The sequence below is a fragment of the Castellaniella sp. FW104-7C03 genome (assembly GCF_040276085.1).
Lineage (GTDB): Bacteria > Pseudomonadota > Gammaproteobacteria > Burkholderiales > Burkholderiaceae_B > Castellaniella.
Genome location: NZ_JBELOK010000005.1, coordinates 66,146 through 80,838, shown reverse-complemented (window position 1 = coordinate 80,838; position 14,693 = coordinate 66,146). Strand labels below are relative to the sequence as shown.

Genomic DNA, 14,693 nt, shown 5'->3' with positions numbered 1-14,693 from the left:
CTCACCAGGAACCCTCATGCTGCAATTCACCACCATCGGGGCGGCGATTGTCGATATCGTCGTGTCGCGCGTGCATCCGATGCGGGGTGCCAAGCAGGATGTCGAACATATCGGCCTGTATGCCGGGGGTGGGGCGGTCAATGCGGCGCTTAACGTGGCTTCCCGTGGTGCGCGGGTTACCGTGCACGCCTGTGTGGGGCAAGATCTTGAAGGCGGCCTGATCCGCGACCTGCTCCAGCGACACGGGATTCGTGCAACCATTCCGCCGCATCATCTGCCCACAGGCAAGGCGGTGGTCATGATTGATGACACCGGGGCAGCACGCGCGTACGCCCAGCGTGGGGCCAGTGCATGGGTGGGTGAACATGGCTTTCCGGGCCTGGAGCAGGCCGATGTGGTGTATGTCACGGGGCTCTCGCTGAAGTCACAGGCTTGGCTGCAAAATGCCTTGTCGGCCATCAGCCGCCGGCCGTTTCGGCTGGTCGTCACACCGGGCGCCCGCCAACTGTCCGATCCCCAGGCCCTGCATGGCTTGTGGGATCAGGCGGACCTTTTGTGTGTCAACGCGCAAGAGGCAGCCAAGTTGCTGGCCGACGACACTATTCGCACAGATGCGCCGTCGCCACAGATTGCCCAGGCGCTGGCACGCCGTCTGGTGCGGCGTCCTGGGCAAGCGATTCTCCTGACGCTTGGCGCCGCGGGGGCTGTTTTTTTTGATGGACAGGCAAGCCATTTCCATGCGGCTCAGCGGGTGGAGGCGGTGTCCACCATTGGGGCGGGCGACGCGTTTGCTTCGGCGTTTGTGCATGTCTGGGCAGAGGGTGCTGCCGCGCAGGATGCCTTGGCAGCCGCTACCGACAGCGCGGCGGCCATCATCCAGCGTGTACCTGCCAACATGGGCGGGCTTTTACGTGCCTAAATAACTTTTGGTTTTATAGGTATCGCTGTCCGAGTGAACAAATCTGGGACAATGGTTTCCTGTTCTCATTTTTCGTGGTTTTCTCATGAATATCCTGTCTGCTGTCCTTGGTGGTGCCGCGCTTGCCCTGGCATCGGTGTCCAGTGCCTGGGCTGCCCAGCCTTTGCTGGCCCCCACCGAACTCAACTCCCTGCATCAGCAAGCGGATGTTCGGGTCATCGATATCCGGCCACCGGATGCCTATGCGGCCGGCCATATCCCGGGTGCGGTCTCTGCTCCTTATGCGCAGTGGCGTGGCCCGGCCAATAACCCTGGGCAGTTGCGCTCGGTTGATGAGTTCACCAAGCAAGTGCAGGCGTTGGGCGTGGATCAGGGCACGCATGCTGTGGTGGTCTCTTCGGGGGCGGATAGCACTGATTTTGGCGCTTCGGCCCGGGTGTACTGGACGCTCAAATACCTGGGGCTTACCGAGCTTTCTATTTTGAATGGCGGCGAGAAAGCCTGGGTGGACGCGGGTCTGCCACAAGACAACTCTGTGCCAAGCATCACGGCCAGCACGTTCCAGGCGCACCCCGACGCTTCCATCCTAGCGACCACCGATCAAGTGGCTGCTCAGGTGGGCAACCCCAGCACCACGCTGGTGGATGCGCGGCCTCTGGATTTTTATCTGGGCAAGGTCAAGGCGCCTACCGCCAAGGTACCAGGCACCATCAAGGGTGCTGTCAATGTTGAGAATGGCCGCTGGTTCAAGCCGGGCACGTCAATCTTTGTTGCTCCCGATCAGGCCCGCCAGATTGCCGCCCAGCTGTTGCCCCAGTCACAGGCCAGCGAAACCATCTCGTTTTGCAATACCGGACACTGGGCTGCCACTGATTGGTTTGCTTTATCCGAGATTGTTGGTGTAAAAAATGTCCGGTTGTATCCCGAGTCTATGGCAGCATGGTCGCAAAATGCCGATCATCCCATGGAGAACGTCCCTGGACGCGGCCAGCAGATCCTGAACAAGCTCAAAGGGCTCCTCAGCTAAGCAGGTTTTACATGACAAAACGTGTTCCTTTGGCGGTGGCGATCACCGCCTTTTTGGTGTTCCTGGCCTGGTCGGTGGCATTGCGCCAGGCCTTGCTGTTTATGGTGGGTATTGGTCTAGGTGCCGTTTTGGCCGGTGCGCGGTTTGGCTTTACCACGGGCTGGCGCAAGCTTATCGAGCAACGCGACCCCTCTGGCGTGTTGGCCCAGTTGGTGCTGCTGGCCATCGCGGCAGCTGTCTCCATGCCTTTGCTGGCCGCGTTCCCCACTGATCTGGGCGCTGCTCTGGGGCCCCCCAGCATCAGCCTGATCGTAGGCGCCTTTGTGTTTGGCGGCTGCATGCAGGTGGCGGATGGTTGCGGCTCGGGCACTTTGTATAAAGCTGGTTTGGGCATTCCCATGAACATGGCTATCTTGCCTCTGTTTGCGTTGGGTAGCTTCCTGGGCTCTGCCACACTCGAGCAATGGCTGTCCCTGGGGGCTTTGCCACCCTACGGATTGGTGACACACTTTGGGGCGCCTGCAGCCTTGCTGCTTACCTTGGCTGGCTTGGCCCTGGTGGGTTGGGGCGTAACCCGCTGGACGGGCCGCACCACCCGCTGGTGGGATCGCAAACTGCTGATTGGTGCCTTGCTGCTGGCGGTTTTGGCGGTGCTTAACCTGATTATTGCCGGCCAGCCCTGGGGCATTGTTTATGGGTTTGGTCTGTGGGCGGCCAAGATTGCCACGGCAGCACAGCTTTTTGACCCGGCCACCAATGCCTTCTGGAGCGAGCCCGTCAATACGGCAACACTCACACAGTCAGTTTTTCTGGATGTCACATCCATCACCAATATTGGTATTTTGGCGGGTGCCTTGTGGATTGCAGCGGGCAAGCCGCGCCCCAACAGCCGCCCGATGACTTCAGCCCAATGGATCATTGGCCTGGTGGCCGGCCTGCTGTTGGGATATAGCTCCCGCCTGGCGTTTGGTTGCAACATCGGTGCAATGGTCAGCGGCATCTCCACCGGCAGCCTGCATGGCTGGATCTGGGTGCCCATGGCGTTTATGGGTTCTTTGATCGGTGTGCGGGTACGCCGCCGGTGGTTTGCCAGTTAAGCGAGGGCCGTGCATGATTACTCATTATCTCTTGCCCGTGTGTTATCCAGCCGCGGGGCAATCCGCAAAAAGGGCTGCACATGAATAATCGCTTTCTGGCTTTGGCCTTTTGGGCTGTTATGGTGGGCTTTTTTGCTTGGGACTGGGCGCACAGTGCCTCGGTTAATGTATACGCAGAGCCCCCACTGATTGCGATGGGCTCTGGTGTGGCGCCCAGTGGCGGGCACTGCGCATCTACCTTTTAGGCCAACCTAGAGTATTGCGCGGCGGCCCCCTGGCAGCATTCTGGTCAGGGTGTTGTCGTGCATCATCGTCTGGTGCACGATTGCGGCCGCTGCATGCAAGCCGATCAGAAAGTAGCCGATATTTCCGATCACCTCATGGATATCCTGCAAGGTGCGGGCCAGAGGCTTGTCGGCACTGATCAGGGCCGGCCACTCCCAGCCATAAAAGGGGATGGGCCGCCCCTTGGCGCTCAGCGTCAACCATCCCAGTATGGGCATGGCAATCAAAAATACATACAGGGCAATATGCATGACGTGCGCCAGCCGATCTTGCCACACAGGCATGGGCGGCTGAATAGGTGGCGTATGGGTAAGGTTGCGTACGGCCAAGCGCACAAACACCAGGCAAAACACGGTCAGGCCAAGGATGTTGTGCCAGGATTTCATGGCGTCGTGCAAGGGGTCGGTTTTGGGTACCCAGCCGCGCAACTCGATCAGGGCATATACGGCGATCAGCAGCACCAGCGTCAACCAGTGCGTCGTCATCATTAAAGGATGGTATCGGGAGTCCGGCGTGCTCATGCTGTGGCCTTGGTGTCATAGGATGGATGTCATCATAGGCGCGGAATCATGAACCTGTGATGAATGCATGCTGCCGGGTGTGTGGCGGGCTGTTGGCGGGCTGTTGGCGTGCAGGGCGACCAGTGCCACCAGCCCTTTTTAATGCTTAGCAATTGCCTTTCATGGCCTGGCCTGGGGGGCAGAAACCGCCATATCCATAGCCTGGGTCGGGATCGACCACGACCGATCCGCTGGGGGTATACACCGCACAGGCGGAAAGCATTGCGACAATTGCGCAAACCGAAAGTATTCTTTTCATGACAGCCTCTTTTAGGACGTAGCCATTTTGCCTGAGGCTGCTGGACCAAGCGCTACAACGCGTAACTGTGCTCAACAGCGGGTTGTCGGCCAAGTCAAAGAGATAAGAAGCTTTATTTTGGTATATGCCCTATGCTGTCGTGTTGGCCGCAGAATGCAGCTACATATTGATCAGGGTGAATTGTCATGGAAAAGAAAGACGATACTCAAGTTGGTATCAAGCCTGAGGCTGAAAAGCCGGCGGGGCCCAAGGCTCCAATGAAACAGGCACGCTGGTCCGGGATGGGCGGCAATTCGGGGGCTAAAAACTCGAAGTCGGTTCATAGCCGCATGCCTACGGGCAGGGGCTCGGCGCGGGGCCGGTAAGGCCTGGGTCCCCGTGCCTTAAGCCAACTGGCTGAGCCAGCTCCTGAACATAATCACTGTCACTGGACAGTTGGAAGCCCGGCGCTGCCTCCTTGCCGGATTTGTCGACTTCAAGCCTCCATGTCGTGGAGTGCCTATAACCACGCACTGGTTGGGCTGGCCTCGTCGGTGCGCTGCTGCTCTGGATCGGCATCAAGCTGCTCCTGCCCGATGCCAACGCACACGCAAATGTTGTGGCCCATGGTAGTTTTTTGGCTGCTTATCACGGCCGTGCTGGTGCTTGCCATTGCCGCACTGGTGAAATATCTCTTCGAGAAGTGAATTGGCAGCCAAGCCGCAGAACGCAAAAACGCCAACCCCGAAGGATTGGCGTATTGCGGATTGCACCTGATGGTCTGCCACTCAGAGCCGGGGTGATTCACGACCGATTTAAGGTTATCCGCTACGTGGAAAAAAGCCATGGCACGTTGTCGGTGCCAAGCGCCCACCGATTAAATGTCAGTCCTTCACGAGCGCAGCGTAGCCAGCACGGCTGTCGGGCCAGCGTGGTACAAAACCGGATGCACGCAAGCGCGCATTAGACAAGCGTTTACTTCCGATACCCTGCGGCGCAAGCCCTTCGGTGGGTTCCGGTACCCCCAGCCTACGCGCCACTTCACCATACAACTGAGCAATTGGCAGCGGCGTGTCGTCCACGCCCAGATAAAGCGTTGCCGGATCAGGTAACCCGAGAATATGCACAATAGCGCAAGCGGCATCATCGACATGTATCCGGTTGCTCCAGAATGGCGGCTCCGTGCGCACTCGCGCACGGCAGCTGCGCAGCCGTTCGAACAGCCCAGTGCGCCCCGGGCCGTAGAGCCCAGCCAACCGTAAGACCGTTGCCCGCCGACCGCTTTCGGCTAGCCATTGTTCGGCTTCGAGCAGCACTTCGCCATTGAATCCAAGCGGTGCAGCCGGTGTATCCTCATCGACCCAATCACCATTGTGCTCGCCGTAAACGGCGCTGGAAGAGACAAACACGATGCGCTGTAGTGCTGGCCTACCCAATGCCTGCAATAGATTCTGCAATCCTTGCACAAACACTTGACGATAGGCTGGGCGATCGCGAGTATCGGGCGTAGGCAGATACACCACCCGGTCGATATGTTCGGGCAAATTCCGCAGGCTGCGTGCGTCGGTTAGATCAGCTTGCAGTAACGTGATGCCAGCGGGAAGTGGCACATCCGAACGCCTCAGGCCCCAGACCTCGGCACCGGAATCGCGTAACAGCAGTGCCACGCGAGTGCCCACATCTCCGCAACCGGCTACCAGTACGCGCTGTGTCTGTTGGTATGAGGTTTCTGTGTTTGTTGACATCAGTGCTTAAATTTTTGATCAAATCTGTTTTTATTGGCCGTCCGCAGCAACACATGCATGCGCCCAACTGGCTCCCATTACCTGAAGCATGCTGACTATAGCCGCCATGTGTTTTTGGTTCAGGTCGAATGTGAGGGTTTCAGCCTTTCAGAATTCCATAGCGTGCCAAGGTTACTTTGCGTACAGAGCGGTGATCGACGATGGGCATAGGGTAACGATCGCCAAGCTTTATCTGTGCGGCGGCTAGAACGGTATCATGAGTCAGCCACGGTGCGTGGATGTCTTTGTCTGGCAGGCCTGCGATCTCAGGAACATAACGTCGAATGAAAGCGCCTCGCGCATCAAATTTTTGTGACTGGGCGATGGGGTTGAATATCCGGAAGTAGGGTTGCGCATCGCAGCCTGTCGATGCGGCCCACTGCCATCCACCATTGTTGGCGGCTAGATCAAAGTCATTTAGTTGCCGAGAAAAATATTGCTCGCCTCGCCGCCAGTCTATGCCCAGGTCTTTGGTCAGAAAACTCGCGACAATCATGCGCAATCGATTATGCATATAGCCGGTCTGGTTCAATTGGCGCATGGCAGCGTCCACAATGGGGTAGCCAGTTTGACCGTTGCACCAGGCTTCAAAATTCTTATCCGCTTCGATGCCTGACTCCCAGACGATAGCGTCGTATTCGGCTCGGAATGCGTGGTCTGTGACGTATGGGAAATGATGAAGAACCATGAAATAAAAGTCGCGCCAGATCAGTTCGCTCAGCCAAGTCGCCGCTCCGGTGCTGCCCGATTGCATGGCCGTGTAGGCCGCCCGAACCAGCTCGCGCAGTGATATGGTGCCAAAGCGCAGGTGGACAGATAAATAGCTTGGCCCTTTTATTGCCGGGAAATCGCGCCGTTCATGGTAGGTGTTCATGCGTGGCAAAAAGTCAGCGAAAAGGGCTTGTGCACCATCACTACCCGCTTTGACCGGGATCGGTTGTACTGGGTGAGTAAATCCCATATCTTCCAGCGAGGGGCGTGTAGTGAAGCCAGTTGGTACCGGGGCCAGCTTGCTCAGCAGAGGTTCATTGGCAACTGCTGCAATATGTGATGGTCGAAGCGCTTTGAGCCATGCGTTTTTATAGGCGGTGAATACCTGGTATGGCTTTCCTTGGCCATTCAGGATTTCGTTGATCTCAAAAATAACCTGGTCTTTGAGCAAGAAAAACTCACGGCCATCATGCTTCAACGAGTCGGCTACGTCGGTATCCCGGGCGTGCGCTTGAGGTTCGTAGTCACGTACGGCAAACACGGCGTCTATGTTCAAGCTTTGCGCCAGCTCAGGAATGATCTGCTGTGCAGTGCCATAACGGACAATAAGCTGTGTACCTGCTTGTCGCAGTTTGTGGTCCAGCACTGTAATGCAGTCATCGATGAAGGCGACACGGCGGTCAGAGGAAGGGAGTGCCGACAGAATGTCTGTGTCAAATACGAAAACGCAGGACAGATTGCGGCATTGGTGTAGCGCTTGGTGCAGCGCGGCATTGTCCTCAATGCGCAGGTCGCGTCGAAACCACATTAGCCCGTGTTCGAATTGATGCATTATGCGGCCGCTTGAGTCACGTTATTTCAGCCCTTCGAAGCAAACTTGCAGCATATGCTGCACGATGGCATCTGCGCTGAGTTTGCTGTAGAGCTGAAGGTACTCCACGGATGGGTCGCAGGTACGGGCATAGAACGAAAACAGGATGACGTCATCAGGCAGGCGGATGCTCAGTTCACCCTTGGCTTTGGCCTGTGCCACGATTTTTTTAAGTCTTTGGTGAAGCTTAAGCACGCGGGTGACGTACCTCAAATTGCGGGTAAGCATGTTGCGTACGTGAGGGCTCGTAGAAGGCAAAAATGGTAGCCCTCCTGTTAGTCGCACTCGTAACGCCCATTCAAGCAACAACTTTAATTGCTCTACAGGTGTTGCCGTCTTTGGCATTGCTTCGAGCTGCTCAAGCGCGCCGTCCATCAGACGGATCATGGCTTCGCCGACCAGATCTTCCTTCGATTTGAAGTGCTTGTAGAGGCTTGGTTTAGAAATGCCCACCTCGGCAGCAATGTCGTCCATCGTCATCAGGTCAAAACCTTTGATGGCCAGCGTTGTGGTGGTGGCATCAAGAATTGCGTCTTCACGCATCTTGAAGGCCTTGTCTTTAAAACTGGATCGATTTAGAATACTCATTAGTAAATAAAGATACTGATTAGTAATTGATTTTGACGCAAAAGTAAGATTGATCTTATCACTGAATGTTAAGGGTGCGCACCGTGTTTGATATCGCCTTTCCCGCGTCGTTCGTATCCGGCGGTTTGCCGGCAATACGTTGCCAGCAAACCTCATGTACAAAAGAGGCAGTTATTTTCTGCATGTCACATGCCTGACACCCCTGATTTTGGCGCTCGTGTGGCCGTGGTCGGGGCGGGCATCAGCGGGCTGGCCAGCGCCTATTTTTTGAGCAGGCGTTATCAAGTCACGCTGTTTGAGGCGGCTGGGTACGCTGGAGGACACTCGAATACGGTTGATGTAACGCTCGAAGGGGTGACACATCCTGTTGATACAGGGTTTCTGGTTTTCAACAATCGTACCTATCCAAACCTGATCAGCTTGTTTGAAGAGCTCCAAGTTGCAACACATCCCAGCGATATGAGCTTTTCAGTGTCGCTCGACAATGGCCAGCTTGAGTGGGCGGGCAGCGACCTGAACACGGTATTTGCCCAGCGACGCAATCTTTTCTCGCCCAGTTTTATGGGTATGTTGCGCGACATCATGCGGTTCAACAAGGCGGCGCCGCGTCATCTCGCTATGGCGGAGGCCAGTGGGTGTTCGCTGCGCGAACTGCTGGTGCAGGGCAGTTATGGCGCAACGTTTCAAAATAACTACCTTCTTCCCATGGCGTCGGCGATTTGGTCTAGCGCCGCCTCAGACATTCTCAATTTTCCGGCCAAGACTTTTCTTCGCTTTTGCGCCAATCATGGTCTATTGCAGGTGCGCGATCGTCCCCAATGGAGAACGGTTGCAGGTGGCTCACGTGAGTATGTGCGTCGATTGATTGGCAGCATTTCAGATTTGCGTCTAAATACCCCCGTATTAGGTGTTTCGCGCGACAACAATGGAATCAAGTTGCGTACTGCGTCGGGTGTCGAGCAATTCGATGCCATCGTCATGGCCACGCACGCACCGCAAACCCTTCACATGCTGCAGGACTCCAGCGAGCAAGAGCGAGCCACTCTGGCCGCGGTGCGCTATCAGAAAAATCTGGCAACGCTGCATACTGATGTCTCGCTTTTGCCGCAGCGCCGTGGCGTGTGGTCTGCCTGGAATTATCTGGGTGCCAACGCAGTCGATGGAGGGCGTCCCGTGTGCGTAAGTTACCTGCTTAATCAGCTTCAGCCTTTGCCGTTCGAAACGCCTGTGGTGGTCACGCTCAACCCCATTACTCTGCCAGCACCCGAAACAAGGCTGTTGTCCATGGAGTATGAGCACCCCATTCTTGATCTGCCTGCGATCAAAGCGCAGGGCGAGCTCGCGTCGTTGCAGGGTGTTCGGCATACCTGGCACGCTGGCGCCTGGACGGGTTGCGGCTTTCACGAAGATGGGCTGAAGTCAGCGCTGCGTGTGGCCAGAAGTTTTGGCGTATCGCCTGAGTGGGCCACAGTGTGAATATCTCGTCTTCCGATTCGGCACCAACCCAATCCGCCGTGCTGATTTCGGGACGCGTCATGCATGAGCGGCTGCGTCCGGTGCGCAATCGGTTCGTGTATCCCATATTTTGCGTTCGCCTCAATCTTGATCAACTGGCGCAGCTCAATAGCTGGTGGTTTGGCGTTGATCGCCCAGGTCTTATGGGCATTCACACACGTGACTACGGTGCATGTGATGGCTCTGATCTGGCCGCATGGGTGCGCGGTCAGCTGGCTGACGCGGGCGTGCAGGCCGACGGCGATATCTGGTTGCAGACGTTTCCGCGTGTGTTGGGTTATGTGTTCAACCCTGTCAGTTTTTGGTATTGCCATGACCGAGCCGGAAATCTGCGTGCTTTGCTTGCCGAGGTAACAAGCACCTTTGGAGAGCGGCACAGTTATTTGCTGACGGGGCCCAACGACGAACCCATCACGGGCAATACCGTTCTTGAATGCCGCAAGCAGTTGCGCGTATCGCCGTTTTGCCAGGTTGAGGGGCATTATCAGTTTCGCCTGCGAGACACGGCTGACACCTCATTTATAGCTATCGACTACTTCGACATCGAGGGTCTGCTGCTGCGCACGTCGGTAGGTGGACGTAATCGTGAACTCAATCGCCGATCGGCCCTACATGCTGTCGCGCGTCAGCCTTTTATGACGTTCTCTATCATTGCCCGTATTTACTGGCAGGCACTACGTCTTTGGCTGCGCAAAGTCCCCTTTTTCTCCAAGCCTTCACCCGAAGATACGGTGTCCAGCACTGTGGTCTCCGAACGTGACCCAACAGATAAGAAACTATGACATCACAATCCACCTCTGACGCCGTCATTTATCGCACCCCTGCTGCAGCCCGTGTGTTCCTCTCGCTGCTCGAGCACATCAGGGTCGGACATCTGGTTCTTGTCACGCCAACAGGTGAACGGAAAATGTTCGGATCGCCGGTGGCCTTGCCTGGCGCCACCTTGCAGATTAATGATTGGCGTAGCTGTTCACGCATATTGAGAAATGGTGATATCGGTTTTGCAGACGCCTACCAGGATGGCTGGCTCGATACCCCTGATTTGACCATGCTGTTGCAGTTTGCCATTCGCAATCAAGCCGTCTTTCCCGAAGCGATTGGAGGCAAATTGATCTCGCGGTTGTGGTACGGGCTGCTGCATCGTTTGCGCGTGAACAGCCGGGCCGGAAGCAAACGCAATATCCACGCCCACTATGACATTGGCAATGCGTTTTACGCGCAGTGGCTGGATGAAGGCATGGGATATTCGAGCGCACTGTTTGCAGGCAATTACCAAAAAAGCCTGGCGCTGGCCCAAGACGATAAATACCGACATATTGTGCAGTCATTGGGGTTGCGGCCGGGTATGCGTGTGCTGGAAGTAGGTTGTGGATGGGGTGGCTTTGCACTGCATGCTGCCCGTCGAGGGATACAGGTGCACGGTGTAACGATTTCTCAGGCACAGTGCGAACTGGCGCAAAAACGTATTGCGGAGGCAGGGCTGGATAACCTGGCCAAGGTCGAGCTGTGCGACTACCGCGATATTGACGGTCAATATGACGCGGTCGTATCCATCGAGATGTTCGAAGCGGTAGGTGAAAAATTCTGGCCGGGGTTCGGGCGAATTCTTCACCATAGACTTAAGCCCGGTGCGCGTGCGCTGCTGCAGTCCATTACCATCGACGAGTCGCGGTTCGAGCAGTACCGTCGCAGCAGTGATTTCATCAGGCAATCTATTTTTCCTGGTGGCATGCTGCCCAGCCCAGAACGCTTGCTTAAGGTGGGGTGCAGCGCCGGCCTTGAAGGCCATGTCACCCTGCGTTTTGGCAAGGATTACGCCGAAACCCTCAGACGCTGGCGTCAGACGTTTGAGCAGCATCTTTCAGACATTCGCAGACAGGGTTTTGACGAAAGGTTCATACGCACGTGGCGGCTGTATCTTGCCTATTGCGAAGCCGGTTTTGAAGAACGACGCACAGACGTCGTTCAGTTTGTGTTCACCAGACCCGAATAGCATGCGAACCTGTCTGCTTGCTCTCGCACTGGGCCTGTTTAGTTCCCATTCATGGGCTGACTGGAGAGGTGCGCTGCCTGATGCACAACTGTGCGGGCAGGGTGAGTTTCGCAAGTATGGCTTTGATATTTATGAGGCACAACTGTGGGGGGCGTGTGCATCGGCACCTCTGGACGCGGCGTTTGCTCTTCAGCTCACTTATCATCGCACGATCTCACGCCGCAAAATTGTCGAAAGCAGTCTGGACGAGATGAAGCGCCTGGCCGTATCGCCGGTATCCGAGGCGACGCTTGAGCAGTGGCGCACTTTGTTGGAACAGGCTTTTGTCGACGTCAAGCCAGGAGACAGTCTTACCGGCGTATATATGCCTGGCAGTGGTGTCAGGTTTTTTATGGGGGCACAGCTTACGGCCGACATCAAGGACGCTGAGTTTGCCCGTACGTTTTTCCGCATCTGGCTTGACCCCGATACACAAGCGCCAGAATTGCGTAAAAGTCTTCTGCGAACACAGCCATGAGATGCGGCGCTGCATCCTTTGCGTCTTATGGCCTGCTCGGTATGCCCTTGGCCATGGCAGCTTTACCCGTCTACATTCAGGTGCCTATTTACTACACCAGCCAGCTCGGCCTGTCGCTATCGCTAGCTGGGTTTGTACTGTTCGCAGCACGTATTATTGATACGGTTCAAGACCCCTGGATAGGGCAATGGGTTGATCGTCTTGCGCGTCAGTCGCGCCTCGGGCGAGTGCTATGGGGTGCGAGCGTCGTTTTGGTCCTGGCCTTTGCCGGGCTGTGGCTTGTGCCCGTTTCTGGCCTAATGTTGGCGCTGTGGTTAGCTGTGGCGCTCATCGTTGTTTATACGGCTCACAGTGTGCTTAACATCGCTTATCTGGCGTGGGGCGCGCGATTGGCACCTGACACTGCCGGATTGACATTGGCCTCGGGCTGGCGCGAAGCGTTTGGCCTTTTGGGTGTGATGCTCGCCAGTACGCTGCCGGTTTGGCTAATCAATGCCACAGGCAAGGACCCGCAGCAGAGTATGGCCGCCTATTCAGTCGTGTTTGCCCTGCTGCTCGTGGTTGGCATGGGTGCCTTGCTCTACAGGGCTCCAGCTTGGGCGCACGCTTCAGACACGCCAGATAATGTGTCCTGGCGCGCGTGTCTGCAGAACAAGAAGATCAGGCGTCTGTTGTTCCCATACGTTCTGAACGCGCTGTCCGTGTCCATTCCTGCGACGCTTGCTCTCTTTTTTATTGCCGATGTACTGGTTGAGCCGCAATGGTCTGGGTACTTTCTTGGTGTTTATTTTCTGGCTGGCGCGGTTGGCATGCCTGTGTGGATGGCACTTGCATCGCGTCTCGGTCCTGTAGCCGCGTGGCGACTGGGCATGGTGCTGGCGGTTATCACCTTTGTATGGGCGGCCACTCTGGGTCCCGGAGACCGCTACCCCTATCTGGTTATCTGCGTAGCAGCGGGGCTCTCACTGGGTGCAGATCTAGTCTTGCCACCCGTGCTGCTGGCTCGTCTTATACCCGAACGTGAGTCCCCCGCAGCGTATTACGGCGTATGGAGCTTGTTGGGGAAACTCACGCTTGCGATGTCGGGCCTTGCCTTGCCATGGCTTGCAATTCTCGGTTATCAGCCTGGTGTTACGGGCAGTGGCGGGCACGCGCTCGCGTGGACCTACGGGGGTCTGCCCTGTTTGCTGAAGCTTCTGGCCATGTGGCGGCTGCATTTTCTTGACGATTCAACTGGAGAAACAACACCATGAGAACATTGCTGATATTAGGTAGCGTGCTGGCATTGACAGCATGTGCAATGCCGGATGTGGCTCACTACGCGCAAGAAGAACCCAAGCTTGACGTCACCCAGTACTTCCAGGGCAAGACGGAGGCATGGGGCATGTTTCAGAAGCGCAGTGGCGAGGTCGTTAAGCGTTTCCATATCAAAATGGAAGGGCATAACGAGGGTGACAACTTCATACTCAAAGAACACTTCTTTTATAACGACGGCACTGACGATGAACGTGAGTGGACGTTCTCCCCGCAGCCAGATGGGTCGCTGCACGGCAAGGCGCACGATGTGGTGGGTGTGGCCATAGGCCATGCGTCTGGCAATGCTTTTCGCATGCGTTATACCCTCAAGCTGCCTGTTGGCGATTCCGTCTACAAGGTTAAGTTTGACGACTGGATGTTCAAGATTGACGAACAAACCGTCGTCAATCGAGCCAGCGTGACCAAGTTTGGCTTCGAGGTCGGGCAAGTCACTGTGTTTTTTCGCCGTGACCAATAATTGGCCGCTGGCAAATCGAGATCATCATGTTTCTGACGCCACTTAATCCGCGCTGGTCAGACTGGCAGGGCAAACGGGTATGGTTGATCGGTGCATCGAGCGGGATTGGTGCTGCCATTGCCCGCGACCTGTTGAAACAGGGGGCGCGTGTTGCACTGAGCGCTCGCAGACGGGATGCCCTCATGGCAGTGGCTGCTGGTTCGGTATCGGCCTTTGTTTTGCCCATGGATGTGACCGACCCCTTGGCGTGGCGTTTTGCGCATCAGCGTTTGATGCAAGAGTGGGGTGGGGTGGATCTGGTCATATTCTGCGCAGCGCAATATGAACAGATACGCTCATGGGAGCTGCATGCCGACCGCGTTCATGCAACGATACAAACCAATCTTGCCAGCGTGTTTTACGGTCTTGAGGTGATCCTGCCAGGCCTGATCACGCAAGGAGACGGCTCCGTCGTTCTGGTTGCCAGCGTGGCGGGTTATATGGGGCTGCCCAATGCAACGGTGTATGGGCCGACCAAAGCCGCCCTCATTAACCTGGCAGAATTACTCTATGCCGAACTGCACCCCAAAGGTTTAGGCGTCTATCTGGTAAACCCTGGTTTTGTGAAGACCAAGCTGACGGCGGGCAATACGTTTCCCATGCCTGCTCTTATTTCTACAGATGAAGCTGCCGGAGAGATATTGTCCGGCATCGAAAAAGGAAAGTTCGAGATTCATTTTCCCAAGCGATTTACGCTATTGCTTAAAGCGTTGAGCCTGCTTCCTTATCGCTTGCGTCTTGCTGCCCTGGTGCGGATGATGGGGAGCTAGTGGCG

15 protein-coding genes are annotated in these 14,693 nt (G+C 56.2%); 10 read left to right on the top strand and 5 right to left on the bottom strand.

The features are described from left to right. Positions 1 to 16: 16 nt before the first annotated feature. The 3 genes from ABS758_RS07485 to ABS758_RS07475 all read left to right on the top strand — a co-directional run bounded on the left by ABS758_RS07485 (position 17) and on the right by ABS758_RS07475 (position 3,043). The gene (locus ABS758_RS07485; protein ID WP_350381662.1) at positions 17 to 919 is read left to right on the top strand and encodes a carbohydrate kinase family protein; all 903 of its coding nucleotides are present in this window, start codon (positions 17 to 19) and stop codon (positions 917 to 919) included. A gap of 85 nt (positions 920 to 1,004) precedes the next feature. Next, a complete protein-coding gene (locus ABS758_RS07480; RefSeq protein WP_350381663.1) occupies positions 1,005 to 1,946 on the top strand; it encodes a sulfurtransferase in 942 nt (313 codons plus the stop codon). 11 nt (positions 1,947 to 1,957) lie between these two features. After that, a complete protein-coding gene (locus ABS758_RS07475; RefSeq protein ID WP_350381664.1) occupies positions 1,958 to 3,043 on the top strand; it encodes a YeeE/YedE thiosulfate transporter family protein in 1,086 nt (361 codons plus the stop codon). Positions 3,044 to 3,294: 251 nt separating this feature from the next. Here ABS758_RS07475 and ABS758_RS07470 read toward each other — a convergent pair whose 3' ends face one another. The 5 genes from ABS758_RS07470 to ABS758_RS07450 all read right to left on the bottom strand — a co-directional run bounded on the left by ABS758_RS07470 (position 3,295) and on the right by ABS758_RS07450 (position 8,080). Further along, positions 3,295 to 3,849 (bottom strand): cytochrome b, encoded by a 555-nt coding sequence (locus ABS758_RS07470; protein ID WP_350381665.1) that lies wholly within the window; start codon positions 3,847 to 3,849, stop codon positions 3,295 to 3,297. 797 nt (positions 3,850 to 4,646) lie between these two features. Then, on the bottom strand, positions 4,647 to 4,973 hold the full coding sequence (locus tag ABS758_RS07465; RefSeq protein ID WP_350381666.1) for a hypothetical protein: 327 nt from the start codon (positions 4,971 to 4,973) through the stop codon (positions 4,647 to 4,649). 37 nt (positions 4,974 to 5,010) lie between these two features. Beyond that, entirely contained in the window at positions 5,011 to 5,871 is an 861-nt protein-coding gene (locus tag ABS758_RS07460) for an SDR family oxidoreductase (RefSeq protein ID WP_350381667.1), read from the bottom strand. 139 nt (positions 5,872 to 6,010) lie between these two features. Next, complete coding sequence (locus tag ABS758_RS07455; protein WP_350381668.1) at positions 6,011 to 7,453, bottom strand: cryptochrome/photolyase family protein; 1,443 nt, start codon at positions 7,451 to 7,453, stop codon at positions 6,011 to 6,013. A 21-nt stretch (positions 7,454 to 7,474) separates the two neighbouring features. Next, on the bottom strand, positions 7,475 to 8,080 hold the full coding sequence (locus ABS758_RS07450) for a TetR/AcrR family transcriptional regulator (protein WP_350381669.1): 606 nt from the start codon (positions 8,078 to 8,080) through the stop codon (positions 7,475 to 7,477). A 189-nt stretch (positions 8,081 to 8,269) separates the two neighbouring features. Between ABS758_RS07450 and ABS758_RS07445 the strand changes: the two genes are divergently transcribed. Genes ABS758_RS07445 through ABS758_RS07415 form a run of 7 tightly spaced genes read left to right on the top strand, consistent with a single transcriptional unit; the run spans position 8,270 to position 14,688 of the window. Further along, positions 8,270 to 9,556, top strand: a complete 1,287-nt coding sequence (locus tag ABS758_RS07445) for an NAD(P)/FAD-dependent oxidoreductase (RefSeq protein WP_350381670.1) — start codon at positions 8,270 to 8,272, stop codon at positions 9,554 to 9,556. Continuing rightward, positions 9,553 to 10,377 carry a DUF1365 domain-containing protein gene (locus ABS758_RS07440; RefSeq protein ID WP_350381671.1) on the top strand — a complete coding sequence of 275 codons (825 nt, stop codon included), beginning with the start codon at positions 9,553 to 9,555 and terminating at the stop codon, positions 10,375 to 10,377. Before ABS758_RS07445 ends, ABS758_RS07440 begins: the two co-directional genes overlap by 4 nt. After that, positions 10,374 to 11,588 carry a class I SAM-dependent methyltransferase gene (locus tag ABS758_RS07435; RefSeq protein ID WP_350381672.1) on the top strand — a complete coding sequence of 405 codons (1,215 nt, stop codon included), beginning with the start codon at positions 10,374 to 10,376 and terminating at the stop codon, positions 11,586 to 11,588. Before ABS758_RS07440 ends, ABS758_RS07435 begins: the two co-directional genes overlap by 4 nt. Before the next feature lies 1 nt (position 11,589). Further along, positions 11,590 to 12,105, top strand: coding sequence for a chalcone isomerase family protein (locus ABS758_RS07430; protein WP_350381673.1), 516 nt, complete (start codon positions 11,590 to 11,592; stop codon positions 12,103 to 12,105). Then, on the top strand, positions 12,102 to 13,358 hold the full coding sequence (locus ABS758_RS07425; RefSeq protein WP_350381674.1) for an MFS transporter: 1,257 nt from the start codon (positions 12,102 to 12,104) through the stop codon (positions 13,356 to 13,358). Before ABS758_RS07430 ends, ABS758_RS07425 begins: the two co-directional genes overlap by 4 nt. After that, on the top strand, positions 13,355 to 13,879 hold the full coding sequence (locus ABS758_RS07420; RefSeq protein ID WP_350381675.1) for a DUF3833 domain-containing protein: 525 nt from the start codon (positions 13,355 to 13,357) through the stop codon (positions 13,877 to 13,879). The genes ABS758_RS07425 and ABS758_RS07420 overlap by 4 nt, the downstream gene beginning before the upstream one ends. Before the next feature lie 26 nt (positions 13,880 to 13,905). Further along, the gene (locus tag ABS758_RS07415) at positions 13,906 to 14,688 is read left to right on the top strand and encodes an SDR family NAD(P)-dependent oxidoreductase (RefSeq protein ID WP_350381676.1); all 783 of its coding nucleotides are present in this window, start codon (positions 13,906 to 13,908) and stop codon (positions 14,686 to 14,688) included. Positions 14,689 to 14,693 lie beyond the last annotated feature (5 nt).